Annotated in this window: 25 protein-coding genes; 13 read left to right on the forward strand and 12 right to left on the reverse strand. The window is 60.7% G+C overall.

The genetic code is table 11. The features are described 5' to 3' along the window. Positions 1-16 precede the first annotated feature (16 nt). Genes RAE21_RS11800 through RAE21_RS11810 form a run of 3 tightly spaced genes read left to right on the forward strand, consistent with a single transcriptional unit; the run spans position 17 to position 3,452 of the window. On the forward strand, positions 17-1,396 hold the full coding sequence (locus RAE21_RS11800) for an aspartate aminotransferase family protein (protein ID WP_313881535.1): 1,380 nt from the start codon (positions 17-19) through the stop codon (positions 1,394-1,396). Next, positions 1,393-2,070: a GntR family transcriptional regulator gene (locus RAE21_RS11805; RefSeq protein ID WP_313881536.1), complete on the forward strand. Its 678-nt coding sequence runs from the start codon at positions 1,393-1,395 to the stop codon at positions 2,068-2,070. Before RAE21_RS11800 ends, RAE21_RS11805 begins: the two co-directional genes overlap by 4 nt. Positions 2,071-2,081: 11 nt before the next feature. Beyond that, positions 2,082-3,452 (forward strand): PTS transporter subunit IIC, encoded by a 1,371-nt coding sequence (locus RAE21_RS11810; protein ID WP_313881537.1) that lies wholly within the window; start codon positions 2,082-2,084, stop codon positions 3,450-3,452. A gap of 7 nt (positions 3,453-3,459) precedes the next feature. Here RAE21_RS11810 and RAE21_RS11815 read toward each other — a convergent pair whose 3' ends face one another. The 3 genes from RAE21_RS11815 to RAE21_RS11825 all read right to left on the reverse strand — a co-directional run bounded on the left by RAE21_RS11815 (position 3,460) and on the right by RAE21_RS11825 (position 5,488). Next, a complete protein-coding gene (locus RAE21_RS11815) occupies positions 3,460-3,831 on the reverse strand; it encodes a response regulator (protein ID WP_313881538.1) in 372 nt (123 codons plus the stop codon). Between the two features lie 45 nt (positions 3,832-3,876). Next, entirely contained in the window at positions 3,877-4,836 is a 960-nt protein-coding gene (locus RAE21_RS11820) for a chemotaxis protein CheX (protein WP_313881539.1), read from the reverse strand. Positions 4,837-4,954: 118 nt separating this feature from the next. Next, the gene (locus tag RAE21_RS11825) at positions 4,955-5,488 is read right to left on the reverse strand and encodes an FxDxF family PEP-CTERM protein (protein WP_313881540.1); all 534 of its coding nucleotides are present in this window, start codon (positions 5,486-5,488) and stop codon (positions 4,955-4,957) included. Positions 5,489-5,749: 261 nt separating this feature from the next. Between RAE21_RS11825 and RAE21_RS11830 the strand changes: the two genes are divergently transcribed. Next, a complete protein-coding gene (locus RAE21_RS11830) occupies positions 5,750-6,391 on the forward strand; it encodes a hypothetical protein (RefSeq protein ID WP_313881541.1) in 642 nt (213 codons plus the stop codon). On the opposite strand, the gene RAE21_RS11835 is transcribed toward RAE21_RS11830, so the two are convergent. The 3 genes from RAE21_RS11835 to RAE21_RS11845 all read right to left on the reverse strand — a co-directional run bounded on the left by RAE21_RS11835 (position 6,388) and on the right by RAE21_RS11845 (position 11,309). Next, the gene (locus RAE21_RS11835; protein ID WP_313881543.1) at positions 6,388-7,272 is read right to left on the reverse strand and encodes an alpha/beta hydrolase; all 885 of its coding nucleotides are present in this window, start codon (positions 7,270-7,272) and stop codon (positions 6,388-6,390) included. The two genes, RAE21_RS11830 and RAE21_RS11835, sit on opposite strands and share 4 nt — an antisense overlap. A gap of 64 nt (positions 7,273-7,336) precedes the next feature. Continuing rightward, positions 7,337-7,759: a universal stress protein gene (locus RAE21_RS11840; protein WP_313881544.1), complete on the reverse strand. Its 423-nt coding sequence runs from the start codon at positions 7,757-7,759 to the stop codon at positions 7,337-7,339. Positions 7,760-7,865: 106 nt separating this feature from the next. Then, positions 7,866-11,309, reverse strand: coding sequence for an error-prone DNA polymerase (locus tag RAE21_RS11845; protein WP_313881545.1), 3,444 nt, complete (start codon positions 11,307-11,309; stop codon positions 7,866-7,868). Positions 11,310-11,451: 142 nt separating this feature from the next. Here RAE21_RS11845 and RAE21_RS11850 point away from each other — a divergent pair, with 142 nt between their 5' ends. Further along, positions 11,452-11,976, forward strand: coding sequence for an SLOG cluster 4 domain-containing protein (locus RAE21_RS11850; RefSeq protein ID WP_313881546.1), 525 nt, complete (start codon positions 11,452-11,454; stop codon positions 11,974-11,976). 9 nt (positions 11,977-11,985) lie between these two features. On the opposite strand, the gene RAE21_RS11855 is transcribed toward RAE21_RS11850, so the two are convergent. Continuing rightward, positions 11,986-12,738: a dienelactone hydrolase family protein gene (locus RAE21_RS11855; RefSeq protein ID WP_313881547.1), complete on the reverse strand. Its 753-nt coding sequence runs from the start codon at positions 12,736-12,738 to the stop codon at positions 11,986-11,988. Positions 12,739-12,880: 142 nt separating this feature from the next. Between RAE21_RS11855 and RAE21_RS11860 the strand changes: the two genes are divergently transcribed. Continuing rightward, positions 12,881-13,642 carry an SDR family oxidoreductase gene (locus tag RAE21_RS11860; protein ID WP_313881548.1) on the forward strand — a complete coding sequence of 254 codons (762 nt, stop codon included), beginning with the start codon at positions 12,881-12,883 and terminating at the stop codon, positions 13,640-13,642. A gap of 19 nt (positions 13,643-13,661) precedes the next feature. Here RAE21_RS11860 and RAE21_RS11865 read toward each other — a convergent pair whose 3' ends face one another. After that, positions 13,662-14,597, reverse strand: coding sequence for an EamA family transporter (locus tag RAE21_RS11865; protein ID WP_313881549.1), 936 nt, complete (start codon positions 14,595-14,597; stop codon positions 13,662-13,664). Positions 14,598-14,662: 65 nt separating this feature from the next. Here RAE21_RS11865 and RAE21_RS11870 point away from each other — a divergent pair, with 65 nt between their 5' ends. After that, entirely contained in the window at positions 14,663-15,133 is a 471-nt protein-coding gene (locus tag RAE21_RS11870; protein WP_313878882.1) for an Lrp/AsnC family transcriptional regulator, read from the forward strand. A 61-nt stretch (positions 15,134-15,194) separates the two neighbouring features. Then, positions 15,195-16,058 (forward strand): transglutaminase-like domain-containing protein, encoded by an 864-nt coding sequence (locus RAE21_RS11875; RefSeq protein ID WP_313881550.1) that lies wholly within the window; start codon positions 15,195-15,197, stop codon positions 16,056-16,058. Between the two features lie 18 nt (positions 16,059-16,076). On the opposite strand, the gene RAE21_RS11880 is transcribed toward RAE21_RS11875, so the two are convergent. Next, positions 16,077-16,568 carry an acyl-CoA thioesterase gene (locus tag RAE21_RS11880; protein ID WP_313881551.1) on the reverse strand — a complete coding sequence of 164 codons (492 nt, stop codon included), beginning with the start codon at positions 16,566-16,568 and terminating at the stop codon, positions 16,077-16,079. Between the two features lie 131 nt (positions 16,569-16,699). Here RAE21_RS11880 and RAE21_RS11885 point away from each other — a divergent pair, with 131 nt between their 5' ends. Beyond that, positions 16,700-17,293, forward strand: a complete 594-nt coding sequence (locus RAE21_RS11885) for a PEPxxWA-CTERM sorting domain-containing protein (RefSeq protein WP_313881552.1) — start codon at positions 16,700-16,702, stop codon at positions 17,291-17,293. Positions 17,294-17,369: 76 nt separating this feature from the next. Further along, positions 17,370-17,906, forward strand: coding sequence for a DUF1993 domain-containing protein (locus RAE21_RS11890; protein ID WP_313881553.1), 537 nt, complete (start codon positions 17,370-17,372; stop codon positions 17,904-17,906). Positions 17,907-17,952: 46 nt separating this feature from the next. On the opposite strand, the gene RAE21_RS11895 is transcribed toward RAE21_RS11890, so the two are convergent. After that, a complete protein-coding gene (locus RAE21_RS11895) occupies positions 17,953-18,594 on the reverse strand; it encodes a hypothetical protein (RefSeq protein ID WP_313881554.1) in 642 nt (213 codons plus the stop codon). A 29-nt stretch (positions 18,595-18,623) separates the two neighbouring features. Between RAE21_RS11895 and RAE21_RS11900 the strand changes: the two genes are divergently transcribed. From RAE21_RS11900 to tnpC, 3 genes are all read left to right on the forward strand, one after another. Next, a complete protein-coding gene (locus RAE21_RS11900; protein ID WP_313882625.1) occupies positions 18,624-19,010 on the forward strand; it encodes a transposase in 387 nt (128 codons plus the stop codon). Next, positions 19,007-19,342, forward strand: coding sequence for an IS66 family insertion sequence element accessory protein TnpB (gene tnpB / locus RAE21_RS11905; RefSeq protein WP_313879805.1), 336 nt, complete (start codon positions 19,007-19,009; stop codon positions 19,340-19,342). Before RAE21_RS11900 ends, tnpB begins: the two co-directional genes overlap by 4 nt. Positions 19,343-19,452: 110 nt before the next feature. After that, positions 19,453-21,012: an IS66 family transposase gene (gene tnpC, locus RAE21_RS11910; RefSeq protein WP_313879806.1), complete on the forward strand. Its 1,560-nt coding sequence runs from the start codon at positions 19,453-19,455 to the stop codon at positions 21,010-21,012. A gap of 33 nt (positions 21,013-21,045) precedes the next feature. Here tnpC and RAE21_RS11915 read toward each other — a convergent pair whose 3' ends face one another. Then, positions 21,046-23,424 (reverse strand): DEAD/DEAH box helicase family protein, encoded by a 2,379-nt coding sequence (locus RAE21_RS11915; RefSeq protein ID WP_313881555.1) that lies wholly within the window; start codon positions 23,422-23,424, stop codon positions 21,046-21,048. Further along, the gene (locus RAE21_RS11920; RefSeq protein WP_313881556.1) at positions 23,421-25,589 is read right to left on the reverse strand and encodes a site-specific DNA-methyltransferase; all 2,169 of its coding nucleotides are present in this window, start codon (positions 25,587-25,589) and stop codon (positions 23,421-23,423) included. Before RAE21_RS11920 ends, RAE21_RS11915 begins: the two co-directional genes overlap by 4 nt. Positions 25,590-25,653: the final 64 nt, after the last annotated feature.

Below are 25,653 nucleotides of genomic sequence, written 5' to 3' on the forward strand. Positions count from 1 at the left end.
GCACCGGAGAACCGCCATGACACAGAACCACACATCCGCCTTTCGCCACCTGGACCCGCAACGCCTGACCACCGTGCGCGAGCGCGAGCGCGCCGCCTACGCCGCTGCCAACCCCACGTCCCACGCCCTGTCGCAACGGGCGGCCAAGCACCTGATGTTTGGCGTGCCGCTGCACTGGATGAACGACTGGTCCACCCCCTTTCCGCTGCACCTGGCCCACGCCCAGGGCGCGCAGCTCACCGACGCCGATGGCCACCGCTATGTGGACTTTTGCCTTGGCGACACGGGCGCCATGTTTGGCCACAGCCCGCCGGCGATAGCGCGCGCAATTGCCGCACAGGCCGCGCAAGGCATTACCACCATGCTGCCCGGTGAAGACGGCGTGTGGGTGGCCGAGGAGCTGGCCCGCCGCTTCGGGCTGCCGGTGTGGCAGTTTGCGTTGTCGGCGTCTGACGCCAACCGCTTTGCCATCCGCTGGGCGCGGGCGCTCACCGGGCGTACGCAGGTGCTGATTTTTAATGGCTGCTACCACGGCACGGTGGACGATGTGTTTGTAGACCTGGTGGACGGCCAGCCCCGCACGCGCGACAGCCTGCTGGGCCAGGTGGTGGACATCACCCGCACCACGCGCAGCGTGGAGTTCAACGACCTGGCCGCGCTGGAAGCTGCACTGGCCGACGGCCAGGTGGCCTGCCTGCTGGCCGAACCTGCCATGACCAACATCGGCATGGTGCTGCCCGAGCCCGGCTTTTGGGAGGCGGCGCAGGCCCTGTGCCGCCGCTACGGCACGCTGCTGCTGATCGACGAAACCCACACCATCAGCACCGGGCCCGGCGGCTACACCCGCGCCCACGGCCTGCAACCCGACCTGCTGGTGCTGGGCAAACCAGTGGCCGGTGGCGTGCCCTGCGCGGTGTATGGCTTTAGCGCCGAGGCCGCAGCCCGCGCCGAAGCCGCCAAACGCAACGCACCGCCCGGTCACAGCGGCATAGGCACCACGCTCACCGCGAATTTGCTGACCATGGCCGCCATGCGCGCCAACCTGGCCGAGGTGATGACGGACGCGGCCTACGCCCACATGTCCACGCTGGCGACCCGCTTGGCCAATGGCTTGCGCGCCATGATTGCGCGGCACAACTTGGGCTGGTGCGTCACGCAAGTGGGCGCGCGCACCGAGTTCCAATTCACCCCCACGCCGCCCCGCAACGGCAGCGAGGCAGACCGCATTTTGAACCCGGTGCTGGAACAGAACATTCACCTCTACCTGCTGAACCGGGGCCTGGTGATCACGCCGTTTCACAACATGATGCTGGTGTGCCCCGACACCACCGCAGACGATGTGGACCGCCTGGTAGCCGGCATGGAAGCGTTTGTGGTGGACACTATCGCCCCATGAGCGAAGCCCCCACCCCAGAGACAAGCACCAGCACCGACCAGGACCGCGTGTACACCACGCTGCGCCAGTGGATCACGGTGGGGCGCTTTCTGCCCGGCGAGCGGCTCAAGATCCGCAATGTGGCGGCCGACATGGGCGTGGGCCAGATGCCGGTGCGCGCGGCCTTGCAGCGCCTGGCTGCTGAGGGCGCACTCATCAACGTGCCCAACGCCGGGGTGACCGTGCCCCGCCTCTCGCTGCCCGAGTTTGATGACCTACTGCAAATGCGCATGATGCTAGAGGGCGAAGCCGCCGAGCGTGGCTGTCTTCGACTAGACGCGGTGCAAATTGCCACCCTGCAAAGCTGGAGCACCGACATGGCCGCTGCTCTGCAGATGGGTGATGCCAAGCGCTACCTGGACATCAACGAAGACTTCCATGTGATGCTTTACAAGGCTGCCGGCTCACCCCTGCTGTTTCAGCTGATAGACACCCTGTGGCTGCGCGCCGGCCCCATTTCCAACCGCCTGTTTGACACCCCGGACGCGAGCGCCGTGCTCAACGACGCCCACGACGATCTGGTGCAAGCCCTGCAGAAGCGCGACAGCGCCGCCGTGCGCCGCGCGGTAGAGCGCGACATCTTTGTAGCTGGCCAGTTTTTGCGCGCTGCGTGCGTGGACAAGAAGCGCAAATAAAAATACACACAATGACTACCCTGCAGACCTCTATTGCCGCGTTTTTCAGCTTCAAAGCGTATGTGATGCTGCCCATCCTGATGCTGGTCATTGCGCTTGTAGCGCGAGTACCCGCACGGCAGGCGGTTCTCAGCACCGTCAGCCTCGCTGCGGGTTTTGCGGGGGTTTTTATTGCTTTTAACTTTTTTGTGGCCAACATCAGCCCTGCCGTACAGCAACTGTCCCAAGCGCGCGGACTTGATTTTCAAGTGCTGGACGTCGGCTGGTTACCCTTGGCAGCGATCACATGGGCATCTCCCTTGGCGGCTATTTCTATCCCCGTCGTGCTGGCGCTCAATATCGCCATGCTGGGCTTGGGCTGGACACGGGCGATCTATATCGACATCTGGAATTATTGGCACTTCGCACTGATGGGTGCCTTGGCCATGACAGTGAGCAACCAGTGGTGGGTAGGGCTTGCGGCAACGCTGGCACTGGCGGTGTACTGCTTCAAAATGACCGAGTGGAACGCACCTGAAGTTGAACGCGAAACCGGACTCAAAGGTATTGCGGTGTCGCCCGTGTCGGTGAATGGCTTGTTGCCCTATTTCGCTTGTGCAGATGCCGTGATGAATAAGGTGCCCGGACTCAAGCGCTGGACCTATAACCCGCAGAAAGAACACCAGGCCGCCCGCGACGGGCAAGGTAGTGTTTTCCTTGCGTTTGCGGGTGAACCGATGATGATCGGCCTGCTGATGGGCCTTGCATTAGCCCTAGCCGCTGGCTACGACGTGAAAAACACCCTGGAGCTGGCAGTCCACATTGCTGCTGTGATGTTCATATTGCCCAAGAGCGCAGGTCTGATTGGCGAGGCCATGATCCCGATCACGACCGCGCTGCGGGAGCGGGTGGAGAAGCGTTTTCCATCGCGTGGTCAACTGGTCGTGGCGATGGATACGGGGTTTCTCATGCACCACAAATCAGTCGTTATCACCGGGCTGTTGCTCATGGCACTGGCGATCGTGATTGCGCTGGTGTTACCGGGCAATCAGGTTCTGCCGCTGGGGGACCTGTCCAACCTCATCTCGGTGATGTCCATGTCCGTGCTGGTGTTCAGGGGTAATGTGATCCGCGCCGTATTGGCAGGTATCCCGGTGGTGGTGAGCTTCCTGCTGATTTCATCCAGGATGGCGCCGCTTTACACCGAGCTGGCTAAGGGCACACCTTCTTTTGATGCCACGGGTCTTGGTCAAATTACCTCGTTCACTGATGGCGGGCACCAAATCCGCTACCTAATGCTGGAGGCTCTCAACGGCGCGTGGTGGACACTACCTGCCACTTTGGCCTTGGGTGTCGCGGTCTGGCATACCCACCGGCGCTACCAAAAGCTGGTAGCAGACTGAAGCCGGCTTACACCAAGCCGCAAAACTTCTTGAATGGCCCGAGCACCGCGTCTCCGCGGAAGGGCTTGACGATCCATCCGGTCACGCCAATGGCGCGGCCGCGCGCGCGCATCACGGCGTTGTCCTCGGTGGTCAGCATGATGATGTGTACCAGCTTATTGCCCTGCTCGGTCCGGATTTTTTCGGCCATGGCCAAGCCATCCATATTGGGCATGTTCACATCGCTGATGACCAGTTTGATACCGGGATCTGCCTGTAGCTGCAGAAGCCCATCGCGCCCGTCGGTGGCCAGTGTGACCTCGAATCCATGTTGCTGTAAGTAGCTGGAGACGATCTCCCGCATCGTGCTGGAGTCGTCCACTACCAAAACATTCGCCATCTCTACCTACTTCCTGTCCGCACTGTCAGTGGCGCTTGGCGCCATTTAAAACAAATCAAGTTCACCCGCCTCGCTGGAGTTGGAGGCTGCATATTCCGCAAATTGCTCCGGTGACCAATGGAGGTTGAATATAAACCGCTGCACGATCACCAGCGGCTGGCCGCCCCGGCGGGTGCTCTCGCAGAGCGAGTAACGCACACAGAGCTGAGGATCGGGCGAGCCGAAAGAGATGTATTTGTGGGCGTGATTGATCACGATCGGCACTTGGGCCAACTGGGTCGAGACGCTGATGGGGGCGATGTAGCGGTTCTTGAACGCCCCCCAGATCAGGTTGGTGGTCTCGCCCAGCATGTTGTTGAGATCCCGGAAGTTGAGCTCACCGCCAACGCCGTCATAACTGAAGCCTTTGAGCATGCCCTGCCGCAGGGCGCTCTCTTCGGTCTGCAGCATCATGTAACCGCGACACCATGAACTCTCCAGCGGGATGATCGTAGAGACCTCGCCATGGATGATGCGGTCGTGCACCACATACGGGGGCTCGGCCGTCACGGTCGCGTTAGGAAACATGGAACGCATGGAAGACAAGGTCAGATCCACAATGCCCTCCACCAACGCCGTGGGGTAGCGCAGGCTAAAGATGGAGCGCTCGACGCCGAGGCGTAACTGCTCGATCTCCCCCGTAGCCCAAGGGTACCGGATGAATTCCCGGTACAACGCATTCAAGTCGCCGAAGGTAGTCCTGCGTAAAAAAATCGGGAGCTCGGGGCGCAAGCGGTGGATCGACTCTGCAAGATGCAGCGCATCATGGGTGCCACAGGGCAAGTCCTCCGCCAGCAGCACACCAGCCAAATCTTTATTTTGCTCAAGGCAGCCCAATGCGTCATGGGAGGTGCGCAGCAAGGGGAGCAAGCCTACAGAATCGCAAAAATCAGAGAGCAACTTGCACTGGTGGGCATCGTGCTCCAGCAACAGTACTTTGGCTTCCAGGTGGGTAGTGTCCGTCATCAAAAAATGCCTCGAGCGGTGTTGTGAAACCCTGCGTGACATCCTACACCGGCATTGTGTAGCCAACAGCAAAAGCGGGCCCGAAGGCCCGCCCGTCAGCTAGGTTTTGAGACGCGGCTCAGGCAGCCTTGTCCTTGCGGCGGCGGGCAATAGCGCCCATCAGGCCCAAACCTGCCAGCAACATGGCGTAGGTCTCAGGCTCGGGAACCGCTGTCACAGAAATGGAGCCGTGATAACCGGTACTGGCAATATTGCTGTAACCATTCACCTTGAATACAAAGGTGGGGTTGGTGGTGCCATCAATATCAAAAGAGCGCGTGGCCATGTAGCTGATCGGGATCTGGTTCAGCGTAGCGGATGTGACGGTGATGGGATCACGGGTCGCAACGTTGCCGCTGGCCTGCTCCATGAAGTTCAGCTCCACGTAGTACGCCCCCTCTGGCCAAGGGCCACTGACGCTTTGAAAGGTGATGGTATCGGTGCCGGCCACATTGGGCGCGCCACCCAACAAGGGGCCGGTGAGAAATTTGGAGTCATAGCTAGCTTGCCAGAAGCCAGGTGCAGTTTCGTTCAAAAACACACTCATGGTTCCGGCTTGTGCGCCGGCAGACAGGCACAGCAAAGTGGCGATGGAAAGGGCTTTAAGTTTCATGGGGGCTCCCGTGCATGGGTTGATTGAGCCTGCATCAAGATGACACCTTGAGCGCTCGGAGCCATTGTTTTGCGTGGACTGATTCCACTCAGTGCGCCAGCGTACGCAGGGGGCATCCATTCGGGCTATGCCCAGGCTTGAAGCGCGCGGGCTCTTGCTGAAGACATTGCGTTCGCGGGGATTTTCGGTCGAGCTTGCGGCAATCTGGGGGCTGTAGCTACCATTTGTAACTGCCCTACTACTCCTTCGACTTTTTAAGCCATGCCACTTCTCCACCTGCCTGCTCCCCCTAGGCTGCCCCACTTCAGGCGGGCTAAGCACGCCGCCGCTTGGCTCATGTGGAGCTTGGCTGTCGGCGTGGGGGCTATCAGCCCGGCAAACGCTGACGAGTTCGACTGGAGCATCGGCACTTATGTTGGCAAATACCACGACGCGGAGCCTGCAGGTGCTTTGGCAGGTCGCGCAAATTACGCCGAGCACTACATGTTCGCTGTGACCGGCAGCAAAACCGTGTGGCGCCACTCAGAGTGGCCTATCGCCATTGAGTTGGATGCGATGGCGGGCCAGCAAAGCGGCTTGGCCAACCTGACAGAGGTTGCCTTCGCGCCCGCTTTGCGCTGGAGTGGCTTTCCTTGGCGGGATGTTTTGCGCACCGACATCCGGCTGGCGCCCCTGGGCGTGTCTTACACCAGCCGGGTCGGCCCCATGGAAACGGGGCCCGACGGGCGTGGCAGCCGCACCCTGAACTACTTGTTTGTAGAGGCGGCATTCTCGAGCCCGAGGGCCACCGCGCATGAGTTTTTTGTGCGCTTGCACCACCGTTGTGCGATTTACGACCTGCTCAACAATTACGGGGCCAACGGCGAAGACTTTCTGAGCTTTGGCTACCGCCACAAGTTTTAAGGGCGGGCCGGCCCTTGAATGAACTGCACCACATCGTTCAGCACCGGCGCCATCCACCGCAAGGGGCGTGACAAAGCAGCCACCAGCGTGATGTGGTTCACCCGGGTGTGCATTTTTACGAGCACCGGCACCTGAGCAGCGCCCAGGCGCTTAGCAATACCCGCGGTATTACGCTGGGGATTGACCAAGTCATCTTCCAAAGCGGCCAGCAGCAAGGCACGTGGGGCGCCCGGCTGTACATGGTCGAGTGGCTGGGAGTTGGCGGGGTAGTTCGGGTGGTGGAACACCGGCATCGCGTCTAGATTGGTCAGGGGCAAAAAGTCATACGGGCCGGCCAAGCCAATCCAGCCGGCCAATTGCTGGGGTGAGCGCCCGTGGGCGGCCAACCAACGGGGATCCAGCGCCATCATGGCGGCGTTGTAGGCGCCCGCGCTATGCCCCATGACATACACCTTGTCGGGGTTGCCGCCCCAGTCGGCAGCATGGTCCAGCCCGTATGACAAGGCGGCCGCGCTGTCCCGCAGAAAATCGGGGTAGCGCACCTCGGGGTACAGCCGGTAGTCGGCCACCAGGGTGAGTATTCCGCGCGAGGCCAGCGCCTCCCCCACAAAGCGGTACTGCGCCCGCTCGCCGCGGTTCCATGAGCCACCATAATAAAACACCACCACAGGCCACCCCTTGGCCGGCTGTGCGGCGCGTGGCACATACACATCAAGGCGCTGGCGGTGCAGTGGGCCGTAGGTCACGCCCTCGTGCAAGGTGTAAGTCCGTGAGGGGGTTAAAAAATTCAACACATCCACGGGCGAAAAGCCTGCAGCCAGGGCTGCGGGGTTCGCCAGGGTGGTCAAGAGTGCAAAGAAGAGGCTGATCCGGTGGTTCATCCACCGGATACGCACGCCGATGGCTTTTGGATTCAGCCCCGGATTCGAGTTCTGTTTGACAGTATCAACGCACCAACAACACAGGCACTTTGCAATGCGCCAGCACCTGGGTGGCGACAGAACCCATTACCAAACTGGCAACCGCGCCATTGCCATGCGAACCCATGATGACGAGGTCATATTTGCCCTCGGTTGCGATCTTGGAAATCACCTCGCCCGGCGAACCCGCCTTCCACATGCTCTTGGCGCTGATGTTGTGGCGCTGCAAGAACTTGTCGATCGGAGCAATGACCTTCTCAGCCTCGTCGGCATAGTATTTTTCGACGATCGCCTTGCCCACAGCAGCACGCGCTCTTGGGGGTACTGCAAACGGTACGGTGAGCACGGTGTACTCATTGGAAGGGGTGAACAAGGTGTCGTGATTAACCAAATAGGCCAACATTTTCTTGCTGTAAGCACTTCCATCAACCGCCAGGAGAATCTTCATATCAGTCGCCTTTTAAGGTGTACAAAAGCCCGAGGCTATCGACTTCGGCGCGATTCGTACACCAGAGGCCCTGTAGCTTGTGGCACATTGCGCTGGATCAAATTTGCTAATGAAAGTCCCGACTGGTCGTCGCCAGCTCGCCCAGCAGGGGCGTCATGTCCACCACGCGCTTGGCAATCACATGGCGGACTTGGCCGCCGGTGGCCTCGTCACGCTGCCACACGCCGTACACCGCCATCAGCCGGGCGCGATAGACTGCGTCGCGGAACTGCTCTTTCACCGCTTTCCAGACGATGATGTTCACACTGCCGGTTTCATCCTCAAGTGTCACAAACACCACGCCTTTGGCGGTACCCGGTTGCTGGCGGGAGGTGACGATACCGCAGGCACGCACCAGGCGGCCACTGGGATAGTTGCTCATCTGGGCCGCGGTCAGCAGCTTCTGTTTTGATAGCTGCTCCCGCAATAGCTGCAAGGGGTGGGAGCGCAAAGTGAGACCGGTAGCGGCGTAGTCAAAGGTCACTTCCTCACCCTCGTCGGCCGGAGGAAGCTCCAACACATCCTCCTCAATCGGCACGCCCTGTAGCAGCGCGGGTGCGGGGCGCAGGGCGGAGGCGTCCCACACCTGCTGGCGGCGGTGGCCGCTGAGGCTGATGAGGGCATCGGCACTGGCGAGCGCTTTGAGGTCACCTGCATCGAGGGCGCAGCGCAGAGCCAAATCCTGCGTGCTGGTGAACGGGCCGTTTTCGCGTGCAGCGCAGATGCGCTCCGCCACTTCTTTCTGCAAGCCACTCACCATGCGCAGCCCCAATCGGATGGCGGGTTGGGTTTGCAATGCCCATCCGTACGGATCGCTATCAGGCGTTTGCGGCTGCTCAAGTGTGCAGTCCCACGCGCTGTGCAGCACATCCACGGCGTGCACTTGGACACTATGGCGACGAGCGTCTTGAACCAGCTGTGCCGGGCCGTAAAAACCCAGCGGCTGGCTGTTGAGCATGGCTGCCAGAAAACAAGCCGGCTCATGCCGCTTGAGCCAGCAGCTCACGTACACCAGCAGCGCAAAGCTGGCTGCATGGCTCTCGGGAAAGCCGTATTCGCCAAAGCCCTCAATCTGCTTGAACAGCGTGTCAGCAAACTCCTGCGTGTAGCCGTTTTTGAGCATGCCACCCACCAGCCGTTCGTAGAACTTGCCCACGCCACCCTTGCGCTTCCAGGCGGCCATAGAGCGGCGCAGCTGGTCGGCCTCGCCCGCCGTGAAGTCGGCCGCCGCCATAGCGATCTGCATGACCTGCTCCTGAAAAATCGGTACACCCAGGGTGCGCTTCGAAGCCTCTTTCAGAGCAGGAGACTCGTACATCACCGCTTGCGGGTTGGCACGCGCCTTGAGGTAGGGGTGCACCATACCACCCTGAATCGGCCCCGGCCGCACGATGGCCACCTCCACCACCAGGTCGTAAAAGCATTGCGGCTTCAGGCGCGGCAGCATGCTCATCTGCGCCCGGCTCTCGATCTGGAACACGCCCACCGTGTCGGCCTGGCAGATCATGGCGTAGGTGGCGGGGTCTTCGGCAGGCACGTCTTGCATGCGCATGGGCGCGCCGCGCCACTGGCCGATGAGGTGCAGGCAGCGGCGTATGGCGCTGAGCATGCCCAAGGCCAGCACATCCACTTTCAAGAGGCCCACCGCATCAAGGTCGTCCTTGTCCCACTGGATGACCGAGCGGTCTGGCATGGATGCGTTTTCCACCGGCACCAGCCGGGTTAGCGGGCCTTGCGTGAGCACAAAGCCGCCTACGTGCTGGCTCAGGTGGCGAGGAAAATTTTGCAGTTGCGTGGCAAGGTCCAGCCAGAGTTGCAGGCGGCGCAAAGGCGGCAGGGGCGAACCGTCCACCAACAGGCCAAGCTCAGCAGCGCCACCCTCGGAAGCCAGAGCGGCAGGGCGCCCAGCTCCGTGTCCCCCGCCCGCGTTGCGGGCTCCTCCTTGACCTACGCTGTGCGCCCTGCCACTCTGGCTCTGTCCTGCCGCACCATAAGCCTGCACTTTTGAATCAAAACCACCTCCAGCGCTCACGGAATCTGCGCTACCAGCTACTTTTTCGATAGCAGCCTGCAGCCGCTCCACCAGTACCGCACGGCTGTACATGCCCGGATGCTCCTTGGCCATGGCCGTAATCAGCACCTCAGGAATCTCCAGCGCCCGCCCCACATCACGGAGTGCGCTGCGCGGTCGATAGCTGGCCACCACGGCGGTAATGGCGGCGCGCTCCCGGCCGTATTTGGCGTAGATGTATTGGATGACCTCTTCGCGCCGCTGGTGCTCAAAGTCCACATCAATGTCGGGCGGCTCGTCGCGCTCCTTGGAGATGAAGCGCTCAAACAGTACGTTCATGCGGCTGGGGTCCACCTCGGTCACGCCCAGGCAATAGCAGACCGCAGAGTTCGCCGCCGAGCCCCGCCCCTGGCACAAGATGCCGCGCCCCCGCGCAAAGCGCACCAGGTCGTGCACGGTGAGAAAGTACATCTCGTACTTCATGTCGGCAATCAGCGCGAGCTCATGCTCCACCTGCGTGCGCACGTTGGGCGGCATACCGGCCGGATAACGCTCCAAGGCGCCCTCCTCGGTGTACTGCCGCAGAGTCTGCGCCGGGGTGTGGCCGGGCAGCACGGCCTCCATGGGGTACTGGTAGCGCAGCGCATCCAGTGTGAAGCTGCAGCGCCCCGCCACCACCAGCGTGTGGGCCAGCTCATCGGGCGTGAACAGGGCCGCGAGCCGGGCGCGACTGCGCAGGTGGTGCTCGGCATTGGCCTGCAGCGCAAAGCCGCACTGCGCTACCGGCAGGCCGCAGCGCACGGCGGTCAGCACATCGTGCAGCGGCTTGCGCGAGCGGGTGTGCATGCGCACCTGCCCGGTGGCAATAGGGGCCAGCCCGCTCACCGCTGCAATCTGCTGCCAATGCGCCCGCTCCAAAGCTTGCATGCCGCCCAGACCCGCTGTGACTGCCAGCCAGCAATTTTGGCCAAATAGGCCTCTGACGCCCGCTGCTATTGCGCAAGCAGCTTCTGTTTTGATAGCAAGTGGCAGGTGCAGCAGCACCTCGCAATGCCGCAGCGTGTGCCAGGGCGAGGCATCCGGCTGCCCCAACCAGGCGACCCGGTATTCGCCCTTGGGCGCCGCCATGCGCGCGCGGGTGATGAACTCGCACAGGTTGCCCCAGCCCTGCAGGTTGTGCGGCAACACCACCACGGTGAAGCTGGCCCCCGCTGCCACACCACCCGGCGCAGCCGGGTAAGGCACCGCAAACTCCGCCCCCGGCAGCAGCTGGAGCCCCAGGCGCTGCGCCTCGCCATGCGCGCGCACCACCCCGGCCACCGAACATTCGTCGGTAATAGCCAGCGCCGCATACCCAAGCCGGTGCGCCCGCTCCACCAGCTCCTCCGGCTGCGAGGCACCGCGCTGGAAGCTGAAGTTGGAGAGGCAATGCAGCTCGGCATAGGCCGGTGTCGTGGTGGCTACCGGCGGCTGGGGCTTTATGGGCTTTGGGGTTGACATTTAACTGTATAAAAAGACAGTATATAAAAGAGACGCAAATTCTGCAAAGCAGACCTCCGCCATGCACCCGGGCACTGCACTTACATAATGGCTGGGTAACGCTGCGAAACAAGCAACGCACCTCACCCTCAAGGAGTTCCGATTGCAAACCACGTCCATCCGCAAACCACAAGTCTGCGTTCTCGGTAGTGCCGAACCTGGCTCCGCCGCTTATGAGCTGGCCGGCCAAGCAGGTGCGCTGCTGGCGCGTCACGGTATTACGCTGGTCAGCGGCTGCGGCAGCCCTGCTACCCGTGTGGCGGCTGAACGCGCCATCGCCGCAGGAGGGCTGGTGCTCAGCATCGTGCCGCCCGACGAAATGCCGCCACCCGACTGGCCAGCGACCGTGGTCGTGCCGTGCGGCATGGGGGATGCGCGAAACCTCCTCATGGCGCTGGCGGGCGATGCCTGCCTGGTCATCGGCGGCCGTGCCGGCACGATCTCTGAAGTCTGCTTGGCCTGGCTGCACAAGCGGCCGCTTCTGCCCTTGATGGGATGCGGTGGATGGTCAGAATCCCTGCCCGCCAATCCACCGGATGAACGTCAGAACTCTCCCATCCTTCCCTGGGGCAGCATGGCGGAACTGGAGCAGCAACTGCGCGGGTTGAAGCTCATCTCTTCTGCCTGAATTCCCCGTTTAGTACAGCACCCGCCTGAACATGCCAATCGCCATCTGGTAGCCCAGCAGCTGCAGCTCGGCGTCATAGCGCTCGCCTTCGTCGCGCATGAAGGCGTGCACGCCGTTGAACTCGTGCCATGTGAAGTTAACGCCGGCCTTCACCAGGGTGCTGTAGACCAGCGCCCGGCCTTCGGGTGGGATGTGGGGGTCTTGCTTGCCCCAGATCATTTGCAACTCACCTTTGATTTCGGGCGTGCGGGTCAGGCTGTCGTTGCCGGCGCTTGAGGGCACCATGCCGGAATGGATGTCGGTGGCGTAGAAGCACGACGTGGCGCTGATGGCCGGGTTCATGGCCGCCCGGTACGCCAGCCCGCCCCCTAAGCAAAAGCCCATGGCGCCTACGCGGCCCGAGCAGTAAGACAAGGTGCGCAGGTGGTCGATGATGGCTTGCGCATCGCTGTCGTGCGCTTCCAGCGTCTTGACCACTTTGTCGGCGTTGCCCTTGTCTCGGCCTGCGTCGTCATAGCCCAGCACGGTGCCGATGCGGTTGAGCTCGTGGAACACCTCAGGCACCACCACCACAAAACCGTGCCCGGCCATGATCTGCGCGCTGCGGCGAATGGGGCCGGTCTGCTGAAAAATCTCGGAATACAGAATGATGGCCGCGTACTGCTTGGGCGCTGCGCCCTCAGCCTCTTTGGGGCGGTACACAGTGCAGCGCATCACGCCGGTGGGGGTGGAGAGGTCAACTTCATGGGACTGGATTTGCACAGCAATAACTCCGGTGAAAAACGTGCCCCGAGTATCCGGCACTGGCGGGTACGGCCCGCGCCCTGTCGCGCGGGTTACGCCAGCGGCGGCGTGGCGCTATGCCGCGGCCTAAGATGCCTTTTTTTGCGGCAAGGGGCATTCCATGGACATTCGGTTTGACAACAAAGTGGTGCTGGTCACCGGCGGTGGCGGTGGCATCGGGCGGGCCAGTGCGCTGGCGTTTGCGCGTGCGGGAGCCAAGGTGGCGGTGACCGACCGCGACGTGGCAGCAGGCGAAGAAACCACAGCACAAGTCAAAGCGCTGGGAGCCGAGGCGCTGTTCATTGCGGCGGATGTGATGCAGGCCGCGCAGGTGCAAGCCATGGTGGCCCAAGTGGTGGCGCACTTCGGGCGGCTGGACTGCGCCTTCAACAATGCCGGCATTGAAGAAGAACACATGCGCCTGGCCGACTGCGAAGAGGCCACCTTCGACCGCATCATGGGCGTGAACGTCAAAGGCGTGTGGCTGTGCATGAAGTACCAGATTGCGCAGATGCTTGCCCAAGGTGGCGGCGCCATCGTCAACACCGCATCGGTGGCCGGGCTGGTGGGCGCGCCCAAGATGTCGGCCTACAGCGCGAGCAAACATGCGGTGATTGGCCTTACCAAATCTGCCGCGGTGGAGTACGGGCGCAAAGGCATTCGCGTGAATGCGGTGTGCCCTGGCGTGATCCGCACGGTGATGCTGGAGCGCGCCGTGCAAGCCGACCCCAAGGTCGCCGCCACCGTAGCAGGCGCCCACCCGATCGGCCGCATCGGCGAGCCCGATGAAGTGGCCGCTGCGGTGCTGTGGCTTAGCTCGGATGCGTCCAGCTTTGTGACCGGCCTGGCCCACACGGTGGACGGTGGGCTGACCTCGATCTAAACCGGCTCAAACCCTACATTTACGCCCGGGCTGTGCGGCTGCGCACCCAACCCACAATGGCCGGGCCGTACATGATCATGGCCAGCGCACCGGCAATCAGCGGCAGGGCCAGGAACACCCAGCCGGTGAGCACTTCCTTGCCAATCACCACACCCACCACCAGGGCCACAGCAGGGTTCACAAACGAGTAGCTGCCGGCCACCGCAGCCGTGGTGTTTTGCAGCAGCCAGAGGTAGGCATTGAGCGCTATGAGCGTGCCGAACACCAGCAGGTACCACCAGGCCAACCAGGCTTCGTGCGACACATTGCCCAGCGACCCTTGCGGCTCGATGAGCGAGGCTGCCACCCCCCCCATCAGCCCGCCGGCCAGCCACTCAGTGGCCGAGGCCATGGCAGGGCCCGGTAAATCCAGCTTGCGGGATGCGTAAGAGCCCATGCTCCAGCACAGCGGTGCGCCAAAGGCAGCCAAGGCACCCAGCCAGCTGGCAGAAAAGTCGCCCTCCATGGCCAGCAGCAAAGCCCCCGCCACACCCAGCACCAAGCCTACCCAGCTGGTAGTGGGCACACGTTCGCCGCCTAGGCGTGTCCACAGCGCCAGCCACATGGGCATGGTTGTGATGACGGTGGCCATGAGCCCGGAGCCGATGCCCTGCTTTTGCGCAAACACCACCAGGTTCATGGACACAAACACCATCAGCCCGCCCACCAGCGCAGCATTGCGCCACTGGCGCCAGCTGGGCAGCTTTTCGCCGCGCCACAGGGCCCAGGCCAGCATGATCACGCCGGCCAACGTGAATCGGGTGGCATTCATCCACAGCGGTGGGAAGCTATGCACCGCCACGCCGATGGCAAAGTAGGTGGTGCCCCAGACGATGTAGACCAACCAGAGCGCCACCATGAGGCGCCAGAATGGGGACAAACGCCAGCCTTGCTGAATATTGAGTGCCGAAATCATGAATAGTCCGTAAAATTTACGGCAACCAGCGCCGCTGGGCGTGATATTACCGAAAAACCAGCCCAATGCAAGCAAATATTCAGACAGACGCCATCGACGCCAAAATTCTTACGGCGTTAGGCGAAGACGGCCGGCGTTCTTACGCCGAGGTGGGTGCGGATGTAGGCCTGTCTACCGCCGCGGTGCATGAGCGGGTCAAGAAGATGCTGGAGCGCGGCGTGATTCGCCGTTTCTCGATCAGCGTGGACCCGCACACCGTGGGGCTGAACTTCACCGCGTTTGTGGCGATTCGCAACGATGGCGGCGCCCACTGCCGCGACATTGCACCCCGCCTGCGCGAGCTGCCCTCGGTGCAAGAACTGCACAGTGTGGCCGGCGAATACGACCTGCTGGCCAAGGTGCGCACCCCGCATGCCCGCGACCTGGAGGCGGTGCTGCTGCAGATCAAGGCCATCCCCGGGGTGGCGCGCACCACCAGCACCGTGGTGCTGAACACCGAATTCGAAGACCAGCCCCTGCGCCTGCCCGGCACCTGAAAGCACACCCCCTTGCAGGGCGGCGCACAGACAAAAGCGCGCCAAACCTGTAGAAGGGGGGATGATCCGCCTTCGCCTTGCCATCCAGCTGCACTACCAAGTGCAGCCCCCGGGCGGCGACTTTGTATTTCACTTGCACGCGGCCTTCACGCCGCGCCAGCGGGTGGTGTCCGAGTCGCTGCACTTCAGCCAGCCCCTGGCCTACACACTGGAGAGCAGCCCGCCCTCCACCAACCGCGTCCTGCGTACCAACGCCCTGCCCGGCATGCTGCAAGTGGCCTATGCCGCCACGGTGGATCTGGACCATTGGGTGGCAGCGCCCGCCACCATCGCAGAAGTGCCGGTTAGCCGCTTGCCTACCAACGTGCTGCCCTATCTTTACCCCAGCCGCTACTGCCAATCGGATTTGCTGCTGCAGTTTGCCCAGCAGGAGTTCGGCCAGCGCTGGCAGGGCTACAGCCGGGTGCAGGCCATTCGCGACTGGGTGCTGCAGCACACCGCCTTCAGCCCCAACACCTCCAACAGCAACACCTCAGCTTTGGACACCCTGCAAAGCCATGTGGGAGTGTGCCGCGACTTTGCGCACCTGATGATTGCGCTGTGCCGCGCAGCCAATGTGCCGGCCCGCTTTACCACCGGCATCGACTACGGGGCCGACCCCGCGCTGGGGCCGACCGACTTCCATGCCTATGTGGAAGCCTATGTGGGCGACCGCTGGTATTTGTTTGATCCCTCAGGCACCGCCATCCCCATGGGCCTGGTGCGCTTTGCCACCGGGCGCGATGCGGCCGACGTGGCCTTTGCCACCATCTTCGGCTCCGTGCAAAGCAGCACCCCGGTGATCAGCATCGAAGCCATTCCAGGGGCGGACGGGCTGCTGCGGGTGCCGCACCACAGCGCCGATGCGCTGAGCACCGACGGCTGAGCACAGGCTATAAAAGACTCAGACCGTGCCGGGCTGGCGGGTGGTTTTGCGGAATTTTTCTTCGAGCTCGTGGCGCAGGGCCTTGCGCATCTGGGCTGCCTCGAAGCGGCGCTTTTCATCGTCAGTTTCGGGCTGCAGCGCCGGCACCGGCGCGGCCTTGCCATGGTCGTCCACCGCCACCATGGTGAAGAAGCAGCTGTTCACATGGCGCACCTCTTGGGTGCGGATGTTTTCGGCAATCACCTTGATGCCCACCTCCATGGACGACTTGCCGGTGTAGTTCACACTGGCCAGAAAGGTCACCAGCTCCCCCACATGGATGGCCTGCAAAAACAGCACCCGGTCCACACTCAGCGTCACCACATAGCGCGAGGCATAGCGGCTGGCACAGGCATAGGCCACCTGGTCAAGCAGCTTGAGGATGGCGCCGCCGTGCACGTTGCCGGAGAAGTTGGCCATGTCGGGCGACATGAGCACAGTCATGGAGAGTTGGTGGGTGGGCAAGTTCATGGGCCAGAAAGTAGTGAAAAACGCGAATCATGCGATTGTTCACACTTTTCGCCACGCATCCGTTCGGACTACTGCGCCGAATGGCGTAATTTGCAAAAATAAAGTCAGTTACAAATTGTTAAGATTTCTCTATGAAGAACATCCACACAAAAGCAATCGCCGTCATTTTCGGCTTGCTGTCGTTCGGCGCACAAGCCGTCAGCTCTTTGACTTTCCAAGGCGTGACCTTCGCGTCTCAGGCGATTGATGCCGATACGCTGGAGTTCTCTATCCTCAACTCCAATCACGCCACTGGCGACTGGAGCGGTGCGAGCTTCTTGAAGGCATTTGAAATCAAGGGATTGGGCACCGAAGTCCTTTCCGGCAAACTTATCAGCGGCCCCGGTGTAACAGCACTGAGCTTCGGCTCCGTAACTGCTGGGGTAGCGGCCAACTTGGGCTGTACAACCGGCGGCACTAGGGGCACCTGTTTTTCTTTTGCGACCCCCTTGGCGCTGACAAGCAACATGACATGGCGTATTGACTTCACCGCCGCGGCACCTTTGGTGTTTGACACACCACACATCAAAGTCCAATTCCTGGGCAGCTTGGGCGACAAGAAGAAAATGGGCGAGCTGCTCTCCAAAGACTTGGTAGTAAGCGCTGTTCCTGAGCCAGAAACTTATGCCCTGCTCTTGGCGGGCTTGGGACTGGTCGGTGCCGCAATGCGCAAGCGCAAAGCCTGAGAACGGTTGAAACGCTAAAAACAAGGGCCCTGAGGGGCCCTTTTTCATTCCCGGAGTCGGGAGTAGGATTCCGCGCATGTCACCCCATTTTTTATTTGATGCCAGCGTGCCGGTGTTCGCCCGCTACCTCGGTCAGCTGCAAGGCTTGTTGAGCAAGGCCGCAGTGCACTGCGCACAGCAAGGTACCCCGGAGGCGGCGCTGCTGCAGGCCCTCCTGGCGCCCGACATGCTGCCACTGGGCGTGCAGGTAGAGATTGCGGTGAACTTTGTGTTGCGGGCCTGCGCCCCGCTGGCCGGCCAGCCCGTGCCGCCCTTCGGCGAACACCGTGAAAGCTTGGCCACGTTACAAGCGCGGGTGGCCGCGGCACAAGCCTTTTTGCACACCCTGCAGCCCCACGACTTTGCCGCTGCCGCTGAACGCACTATTCACGACCCGGCCGGCGAGACGACTGTGGCGCTGGATGGCAGCACCTTTTTGCAGCAGTACGCGCTACCCAACTTCTTTTTCCACCTCAGCATGGTCTACGCGCTGCTGCGCCAGCACGGCCTGCCACTCAGCAAAGGCGACTTTGATGGCTGGCATGTGTACCGGGGCCAGATCAAAACGCTATAAATTACATAGCTGCTCGCGCAATATTTACGAGCGCTACAGCCATTTTCTATAGCAATCGTGCTTGCAAGGATGCATCCGCCAAAGGCCGAAGCTTTGCATAGTCCAAGAGTTCCGCCAGCCGAGCGCCCTTGGCCTGCCATTCATAGACTACGTTTTCCGCCAGCAGTACGTAATGCCACGGCGGGCCGCCGCGCTGCTCTGGGGTTAGTGCATTGATACGTTCGCACCAAGCCAATGCCGCCTTGAGCTTGCGCTGCACATTGGGATGCATGGTTTGTTGCTGGGCCTTGGTTTCTGCCAAGAACACCGCACCCTCCGTACGCACCAGGAAGTCAGGCGAATAGAAAGCAGGCAAACCGTCTTCCTTCACGTAGCGTAGCCTTGCAAAGGTGTGCCGGTTTTCGCTGATCTTGCAGAAGGCTTGCACATGCGAGTCCGCCTGCGCCCAGTGGATGAAAGTCCGCTCTAACCCGCCGTTGCGCGCGGGCCATCCCAAGCGGTTGTAAATGCACTTGCTCACCTCCACCGAATGGCTCTCTCGCATCATCAACTTGGGCACCTCGCTCAAGGCGCGCAAATGCACTTCGGTCTGGCCACTCACATGCTTTTGCTCGGACTCCAACATGGCCACAGCAAAGTAAGCGGCCAGCGAAGTCACCTTGTTGACCGACCCTCGACCTTGCAACATTGCGTCCACAACAATTGATCGTGGACACAATGCTCAAAGACTCAGACACCCCGAGGTACGCCGTGCGCCGTACCAAGCGAACCTATTCAGCAGATACCAAAGCCGCGTTGCTTGCCGCGTGCAGGGCGCCGGGCGCGTCCATCGCAGCGGTCGCCAGCGCGCATAGCATGAACGCCAATGTGTTGCACCGCTGGCTGAAGGAGCAAGCACAGCCGGACGCTCACGCCGAAGCCCTTCCGTCAGAGCCGATAGACATGCCAGCATTTATCCCGGTGCCCCTGCTCACGCAAACGGCAGAGCCCGTGGAGCGCACGATTCGTGTGGAGGTCCGCAAAGGTAGTTTGAGCATGACCGTCACTTGGCCCATGTCTGCTGCCCATGAATTTGCCGGCTGGTCGGGCGCCCTTCTCAAGTGATCCGCATCGACTTCGCCTGGTTGGCAGTCCAACCACTGGACATGCGTGCGGGTACGGATACGGCGCTGGGGCGAGTCGTGCAGGTGTTTGGCGCTGCCCACCCGCACCATGCCTACCTATTTGCGAACAGCCGTGCCAACCGCATGAAGGTTCTGGTACATGACGGCATTGGCATCTGGCTGGCCGCGCGTCGGCTCCATCAAGGCAAATTTGTCTGGCCCACACCGGGCGTCGGTCGGCACCAGCAACTCAGCAATGAACAGCTCCAAGCGCTGGTATTGGGACTTCCCTGGCAGCGCATTGGAAGCGCAGGAATCATCACCGTCGTCTGAGGGGTGGGCGTGTACGCCAATGGTTTGCCAATCGAGTAGCGCGCGTACTTGGCGTCCATTAGTGCATGCACCGATGGCGAAATTCTGCGCCATTTGGCACACTTCGATCCATGGTTTTTACGCCCGATTCACTGCAACAAATGAGCGCGTACGATGTGTGCAATCTGGTCAGTGGACTGATGGAAAAGGTCAGCACGCAGAGCAAAGAGCTGCTGTACCGTCAGAGCAAGATCGACCAGCTCACGCACGAGATGGCGACCTTGAAGCGACTGCAGTTTGGTCGTAGCCGCGAACAACTCGATGCCACGCAGACCAGTCTGCTCGATGAAGCCTGCGATGAAGACCTGGCGGCAATTGAGCAAGAACTCAAAAACCTCACGCCGACGCCCAAGCCCGATAAAGACCACCGTAGCAAGCCCAAACGTGCAGCGCTGCCGGATCACCTGCCCCGTGTAGAAATCCACCACGAACCAGACTCCACCACCTGCACTTGTGGCTGCCAGCTCAAGCGCATTGGCCAGGACGTCGCGCAAAAGCTGGACTACACGCCCGGCGTATTCACTGTTGAGCTGCATGTTCGCGGCAAATGGGCGTGTGGCCAGTGTGAAACACTGATTCAGGCGCCGGTACCGGCCCAAGTCATTGACAAAGGCATTCCAACCGCTGGCCTGTTGGCACAGGTGCTGGTGGCCAAATATGCGGATCACTTGCCGCTGTACCGGCAAGAGAAAATCTTTGGCCGCGCCGGCTTGGAGATTGCATGTTCCACGCTGGGAGCCTGGGTGGGCATGTGCGGCGTGCAATTGCAGCCGCTGGTGGATGCGTTGAAAGAGACGGTACTGAGTCACGCTGTGGTGCATGCCGATGAGACTCCGATCCCGATGCTCAAGCCCGGCAATAAGAAGACCCACAAGGCCTACTTGTGGGCATACGCTCCTGGTGCCTTTGAGCAGATACACGCCGTCGTCTACGACTTCTGCGAGACCCGCGCCGGCCAGAATGCCAGAACGTTTCTGGGGAAGTCTGATGACGATGACCGTGGCTGGCGTGGCTCTCTGGTTTGCGACGATTACGGGGGTTATAAATCGCTGTTCACCAAAGGCGTCAAAGAAGCCGGATGCATGGCGCATGCACGCCGAAAGCTGTTTGAACTGCACGCCAATCACAGCAGTCTGATTGCCGCAGAGGGACTGAAATTCTTCGACCTACTGTATGACGTCGAACGTGACATCAAGTCATTACCAGCGGCCATTCGTCTGCAAATCCGGCAGGAAAAATCCAGGCCCATTGCCGACCTACTGCACCAGTGGCTACTGTTGCAGGCCAGCAAGGTGCCCAGTGGATCGGCCACCGCAAAAGCGATTAACTACAGCATCAAACGTTGGGAGGCGTTGACGCTGTATCTGGACGATGGGCAAGTACCCATAGATAACAATTGGTGCGAAAACCAAATTCGCCCGGCAGCTGTCGGCAGGGGCAACTGGTTATTCGCGGGTTCCCTGCGTGCTGGTCAACGTGCGGCGGCGGTGATGAGTTTGATTCAGAGTGCCAAGCTCAATGGGCACGATCCGTACGCCTATCTGAAAGACGTACTCACACGCTTGCCCACGCAGCGGGCCAGTCAGATCGGGGAATTGCTGCCTCACAACTGGGCACCGCAGACCACGTAAACATTGCGCCGTCAATGTGTGTTGACCGGTTGCTTACACAGCAAACACTTTGGTGATGTGATCCACAACTGGCTGAAGTAACAAGACCCGCCAGTTCTCCCCGTCCAGCGGGTTGAAGGTGGCACCGAACAGATGGCTCCAGATGTAGTCGTCCAGCCAGCCGGTTAGCTCTGCCGTGTTCACTTGCAAATAGGGCTTAGCAAGGTGGGTGGCGATCTTGTTGCCCTTGGGCATGGGTTCGCTCAGTGCCTGACTGATACGCCGAGTCAGGCGCGACAGGTATTCGTTGTAGCCCCCGACATTCATCACCGCACCATCCACCCGGTAGTCGCCAAACAGCGTGGCGCTTTGCAAGTCTTGCGAAATGAAGGTGTCGCCCTTGCCCAGCATGCCGGTCAGCTGCTCAACACTCATGGTGGTGAAAGTCGGCAGTGTCGAGACATCCAATCCATCATGGGCATGCAGTTCATCTGCCTCTTGCAAGATGAACGGGATGCCAAAGTCAAACGCCTCAAAACCCTCGCGCAGCTCCGACGCAATCACATCGCCGGTGCTGGATGTGTCGTCCGTATCGTCGCCCGTAGTGCCCGCCAGACCTTCGTTCAAGAGGTCGTCATAGAAGGACTGAAACGCTGGGTGCTCCACGATAGACAGCACATCCATCAAATTACCCGGCTCCTGCCCCGCATTGATGCGCTCACGATTCTCACGCTTGAGGTCGGTGTATTCGTCGTCGCGCCACATCAGGCGCAAACCGCGACCGATAGTTTGCTCCAGCAGAATCTGCGCCTGACTGGAGCGCAAAGGCACGATGACGCAGATGTTGTTCACATCGAAGCCCTCGCGCAGCATCAGTACGCTGACGATCACGCGCGGTGTGGAATGACTGTCAACACTGAACAAGCGCTCCCGCACAGGGGCCCAGTCCTTCTCGCCCAGCTCTGCCTTTTTGCCGGAGTCGATGGTCATCACCTCATCGTCGTTCAGACCTTCTTGATCTTGCAAAAAAGCCGCCACCAAGGGCGACACCGTAGTGTCTTCGCACACCACCAGCATCTTTGGATGGCGGAGGGGATCGATCTTGGCAAAGTCAGCCTCCAGCTTGCGCAGCTTTTTGAGGCCTGCACGCAACATCACGCGCTGACCTTCGCTCAAGGCCGGGTTGCCGGACTCGTCCCGCTCAGCCTTGAACTCCAGGGGCAGCGCGCCAATCTCCTTGCGCCGGTCCAACACCAGCGACTTCACCAGCCCCGCGCGCATGGCGCTCTTCAAATCGAAGTCCACCACGATGTGTGGGAAGTACAGCTTACGTTTGTTCTTACCGCTGCCCACGTCGTTGTAGGGCGTGGCTGAAAAGTCCACCTGAACAAAGCGCCGCCCTTTGGTGGCAGCAATGCGACTCAGGCTTTTTTGCCATTCAACCTCAGTGGTTTCGCCTTCTTTCTTGAACTCGTGGATGTGGTGCGCCTCGTCATTGAACACCATCAACTCGGGCAGACCTGCCAGAAAATCCAGCACATTGCCGCGTGCGTAGCGTCGGTCAAGCACGTCCAAGCTGTTGCCTGTGGCGCGACCCGGCGTGAGTGGTAACACGGCCCCCACCACCAAGTGCGGGTCCAGCGGTGCGCCCAAGGCCTCTACGTCTTCAACTTCGTCATCCAGCACATCACCCTCGACCAACAGATGCCAGTTGGTGATGGCAATCATGCCGTTGCCGGTGGCTTTAAGACCAATCTCGGCCTTGCTACACACATTGCCGCGCACAAAGGCAAACACGGCATCACGGTAGGCCTCGGGCACAAAGAGGTCGGCAAACTTGAAAACGTCTGAGGTGCTGAAATCTCGCCCCGTACCACCCGCCACCAGCTTGCCGCAAAACGCGTCTAGCAGCCGCTCGTACACAATCAGCCCCGGCGCTACCACCATGAACTGCCGGGTAAAACGCGCATCGTTGATACCCTCAGCCAAGGTCGCTGTCTTGTTCAGCAACTGCCACACCATCAGCGCCTGCATCACCCAGGTCTTGCCGGTGCCTGTGGCCATCTTGAAGCAGTATTTAGGGTGCGCGTGTTTACTAGAGGCAACCTCGCTCATGCGGTTGCCAGTCAACAGCGCATCGGGCGCACAAGCTTGGTACAAGTCCAACAGCGTCCAGTGCTCGCGCTCTTGACCTAGCACCTCGTGCGCTACGATGGCATTCAAAATGGCCTGTTTCTGCCCGGCATGGAAGTTCAGCCCCTGCCGGGCCAACACCATGTCTTCGCCAAACCACCACAGCAACAGCTCCGCGGTAGTGGGTGTCACCAAATCCAGAATATCCGCTGCGCCGGACTCTAGCCCCAGGCACAGTTGCTGAGTCTTGGCGGTCAGGCCTGCGGCAAGTGCCAGTTGGTCATCAGTTTTGGCGCTCATGCGGCACCTACCGTGGTCACCACCTCGGCTTCAAAGCCGAACACATCCACCACCCGAACGCACACCTTACGCGTGCCTACCTTGGCTTTGGTGCTCACGGTTGCGGTAGTCACCACGCGCAACGAGTCGGCATCGTTTGCCGTATTGCCCCGGTAGTCTTGCCACACGGAGCGGAACACCTTGCCGTCGTAGTCCGGGTCCACCGCCCAGTACTCGATCAGGGCAAGCGGCTCGGCATTGGCAATCTGCTGCAGCTTGAGGCGGTTGGTATCGTCCAGATTGATAGCTTCTGGCGAGAGCAGCACGTAGTTTTTAAGCTGCACGGTCAGGGTCTCGTTATCGCCGTCAAGCTTGCGCGTAATGGGGTGGATGGTGAGGTACTGCAGGCTGGAGAAGCGCACCTGCCCGCGCAGCTTGTCGATGCCCCCCTTCTTCTTGAGCCGGTCCATCAGATCGGGAGGAATCACCAGCACTTCCAGGCGCGAGTCGTTGAGCGCAGTAATAGTTTCACCAATACTGGGCTCAAAGTTCCAGCCCAGCACCACCACGCGGTCCCAGCCGCCCAGCAGGTTGTCCCGCTGGGCGATGGCTTTTTTGAGAGTCGCCATGCCGGTGAGCTTGTTGGGCGAGTCCGCCAGCACCAATGTCTTGCTGCCGCGCTTGCCGCCCAGTTCCACACCCGCAATCTGGCCTAGGTTGCGCTGCGGGTTCACATCCGCAGGCAGGGGCAGCGCGCCGTAGAGTGAGAGCACGATATGCGACAGGTCGCCAATGCGGAAGTCACGGCCCAATGTGGCCTTGGCGGCTTCTACTTGGTAGTCGCCAATCGCTTGATACAAAAAGGGCTTGGCTTCTAGGTCGATCAGGCGCTTGCGCATGATCATGCAGGCGGGTTTGCCCAGATCGGTGGTGATCCAGCGGCGGCCTAGTTTTTCGGCGGCGGCGGCAGTGGTGCCGGAGCCACCGTTGAAGTCAGCGACGATGGAGTTAGGGCGTGTGTGGCCCAACAAGATGCGTTCTAAAAGTTTTTCTGGCTTTTGTGTTGCATACCCCACGCGTTCTTTTGCAGGAGCAATGGAAATGTCTGTCCATATGTCCTGGAGCAATACCCCGTTCATGTCCTCCTCGAAATTCTTGAGGTAAGGCATTCCGCTGCTTGAGTGATAAATCTTTTCCTGTGCGTCCAGCTCGCACATCCGATCAAATGAATATGCCCAGTAGCGCCCGCTCGAAGGGAAAACGCCATTCCAAGCGTAGTGGTAACCAGGGTTGTTTGCGGTCAGATCACTTGTTTTGAATCGGCGCCCGGCTGCATCTTGCTTGTTGTAAGCCTTGTCTACGTATTCGTCCGAATAGGCAGAAAACTGTGTATTCCAAATGTACTTTGAAGACTTCCTTACCCAAAACAGGACGTCATGAACAGTCCCGTAAGAGGTAGCCCTCTTTGAATCGTTGTGCGCACTTGATCTTTGCCAAACGATTTCATTTGCGAAGTTGTCCTTCCCAAACACGTCATCCAGCACCAGCTTTACGTAATGCCCCACGTGCCAATCCAGATGCACATAGATGGAGCCGGTATCCGCCAGCAACTCCCGCATCAATATCAAACGCGGCGTGATCATTGCCAGGTACGAAGCCGTGCCGTCGCTCCACGTATCGGAATACGCGAACTGCTCAATCACCGTGGGCTTTTGCTCCAATTCCAAGCCCGGTAGCGTGACCTTGGTGCGGTAGTCGGCTTTACTGTCAAACGGCGGGTCGATGTAGATCAAATCCACCTTGCCTCGCAGGCTGGGCGTGGTGTCGTCCCCCGCCAACAGTGCAGCCATAGCGAGCAGGTTGTCGCCGTAAATCAGGCGGTTCGCCCAGGGTGCCTCTGCTTGCGCTGCACCCAGCAGTGGTTGCGCACTCTCCAGCAAGCTGCCTTGCCCCGGCGCAAAGACTTCGCGCCGGTCGGCACGGGTCTGTGCGGTGATCCAGTCGGTCGCGGAGCTGTCTTTGGCAGGCAGCACCACCTCGCGGGTTTGCAGGCTGACGCGGTGGCGGCTTTCGATGCTCTCCAGGATTTTTTCGGCTTCTTTGCGGCCTTGAGCCACGATTTCGGGGAGTTGTTCAAGCAGGGATTTGGGCATGGCGTGCGACTGGGCAGCGCGTATGCGCCGCATATCAACCAATAGTTGAATGAAAAGTTAAACCAATCGTACAACACAAAGTTCAATCGAAATTCAA

It is taken from the genome of Rhodoferax potami, from assembly GCF_032193765.1.
GTDB lineage: Bacteria > Pseudomonadota > Gammaproteobacteria > Burkholderiales > Burkholderiaceae_C > Allorhodoferax > Allorhodoferax potami.

What these genes read in the sequence shown, in the direction of transcription:
- RAE21_RS11800 (WP_313881535.1), top strand. Translation starts at nt 17, where the DNA reads ATGACACAGAACCACACATCCGCCTTTCGCCACCTGGACCCGCAACGC.
- RAE21_RS11805 (WP_313881536.1), top strand. Translation starts at nt 1,393, where the DNA reads ATGAGCGAAGCCCCCACCCCAGAGACAAGCACCAGCACCGACCAGGAC.
- RAE21_RS11810 (WP_313881537.1), top strand. Translation starts at nt 2,082, where the DNA reads ATGACTACCCTGCAGACCTCTATTGCCGCGTTTTTCAGCTTCAAAGCG.
- RAE21_RS11815 (WP_313881538.1), bottom strand. Translation starts at nt 3,831, where the DNA reads ATGGCGAATGTTTTGGTAGTGGACGACTCCAGCACGATGCGGGAGATC.
- RAE21_RS11820 (WP_313881539.1), bottom strand. Translation starts at nt 4,836, where the DNA reads ATGACGGACACTACCCACCTGGAAGCCAAAGTACTGTTGCTGGAGCAC.
- RAE21_RS11825 (WP_313881540.1), bottom strand. Translation starts at nt 5,488, where the DNA reads ATGAAACTTAAAGCCCTTTCCATCGCCACTTTGCTGTGCCTGTCTGCC.
- RAE21_RS11830 (WP_313881541.1), top strand. Translation starts at nt 5,750, where the DNA reads ATGCCACTTCTCCACCTGCCTGCTCCCCCTAGGCTGCCCCACTTCAGG.
- RAE21_RS11835 (WP_313881543.1), bottom strand. Translation starts at nt 7,272, where the DNA reads ATGAACCACCGGATCAGCCTCTTCTTTGCACTCTTGACCACCCTGGCG.
- RAE21_RS11840 (WP_313881544.1), bottom strand. Translation starts at nt 7,759, where the DNA reads ATGAAGATTCTCCTGGCGGTTGATGGAAGTGCTTACAGCAAGAAAATG.
- RAE21_RS11845 (WP_313881545.1), bottom strand. Translation starts at nt 11,309, where the DNA reads ATGTCAACCCCAAAGCCCATAAAGCCCCAGCCGCCGGTAGCCACCACG.
- RAE21_RS11860 (WP_313881548.1), top strand. Translation starts at nt 12,881, where the DNA reads ATGGACATTCGGTTTGACAACAAAGTGGTGCTGGTCACCGGCGGTGGC.
- RAE21_RS11865 (WP_313881549.1), bottom strand. Translation starts at nt 14,597, where the DNA reads ATGATTTCGGCACTCAATATTCAGCAAGGCTGGCGTTTGTCCCCATTC.
- RAE21_RS11870 (WP_313878882.1), top strand. Translation starts at nt 14,663, where the DNA reads ATGCAAGCAAATATTCAGACAGACGCCATCGACGCCAAAATTCTTACG.
- RAE21_RS11875 (WP_313881550.1), top strand. Translation starts at nt 15,195, where the DNA reads ATGATCCGCCTTCGCCTTGCCATCCAGCTGCACTACCAAGTGCAGCCC.
- RAE21_RS11880 (WP_313881551.1), bottom strand. Translation starts at nt 16,568, where the DNA reads ATGAACTTGCCCACCCACCAACTCTCCATGACTGTGCTCATGTCGCCC.
- RAE21_RS11885 (WP_313881552.1), top strand. Translation starts at nt 16,700, where the DNA reads ATGAAGAACATCCACACAAAAGCAATCGCCGTCATTTTCGGCTTGCTG.
- RAE21_RS11890 (WP_313881553.1), top strand. Translation starts at nt 17,370, where the DNA reads ATGTCACCCCATTTTTTATTTGATGCCAGCGTGCCGGTGTTCGCCCGC.
- RAE21_RS11895 (WP_313881554.1), bottom strand. Translation starts at nt 18,594, where the DNA reads ATGTTGCAAGGTCGAGGGTCGGTCAACAAGGTGACTTCGCTGGCCGCT.
- RAE21_RS11900 (WP_313882625.1), top strand. Translation starts at nt 18,624, where the DNA reads ATGCTCAAAGACTCAGACACCCCGAGGTACGCCGTGCGCCGTACCAAG.
- tnpC (WP_313879806.1), top strand. Translation starts at nt 19,453, where the DNA reads ATGGTTTTTACGCCCGATTCACTGCAACAAATGAGCGCGTACGATGTG.
- RAE21_RS11915 (WP_313881555.1), bottom strand. Translation starts at nt 23,424, where the DNA reads ATGAGCGCCAAAACTGATGACCAACTGGCACTTGCCGCAGGCCTGACC.
- RAE21_RS11920 (WP_313881556.1), bottom strand. Translation starts at nt 25,589, where the DNA reads ATGCGGCGCATACGCGCTGCCCAGTCGCACGCCATGCCCAAATCCCTG.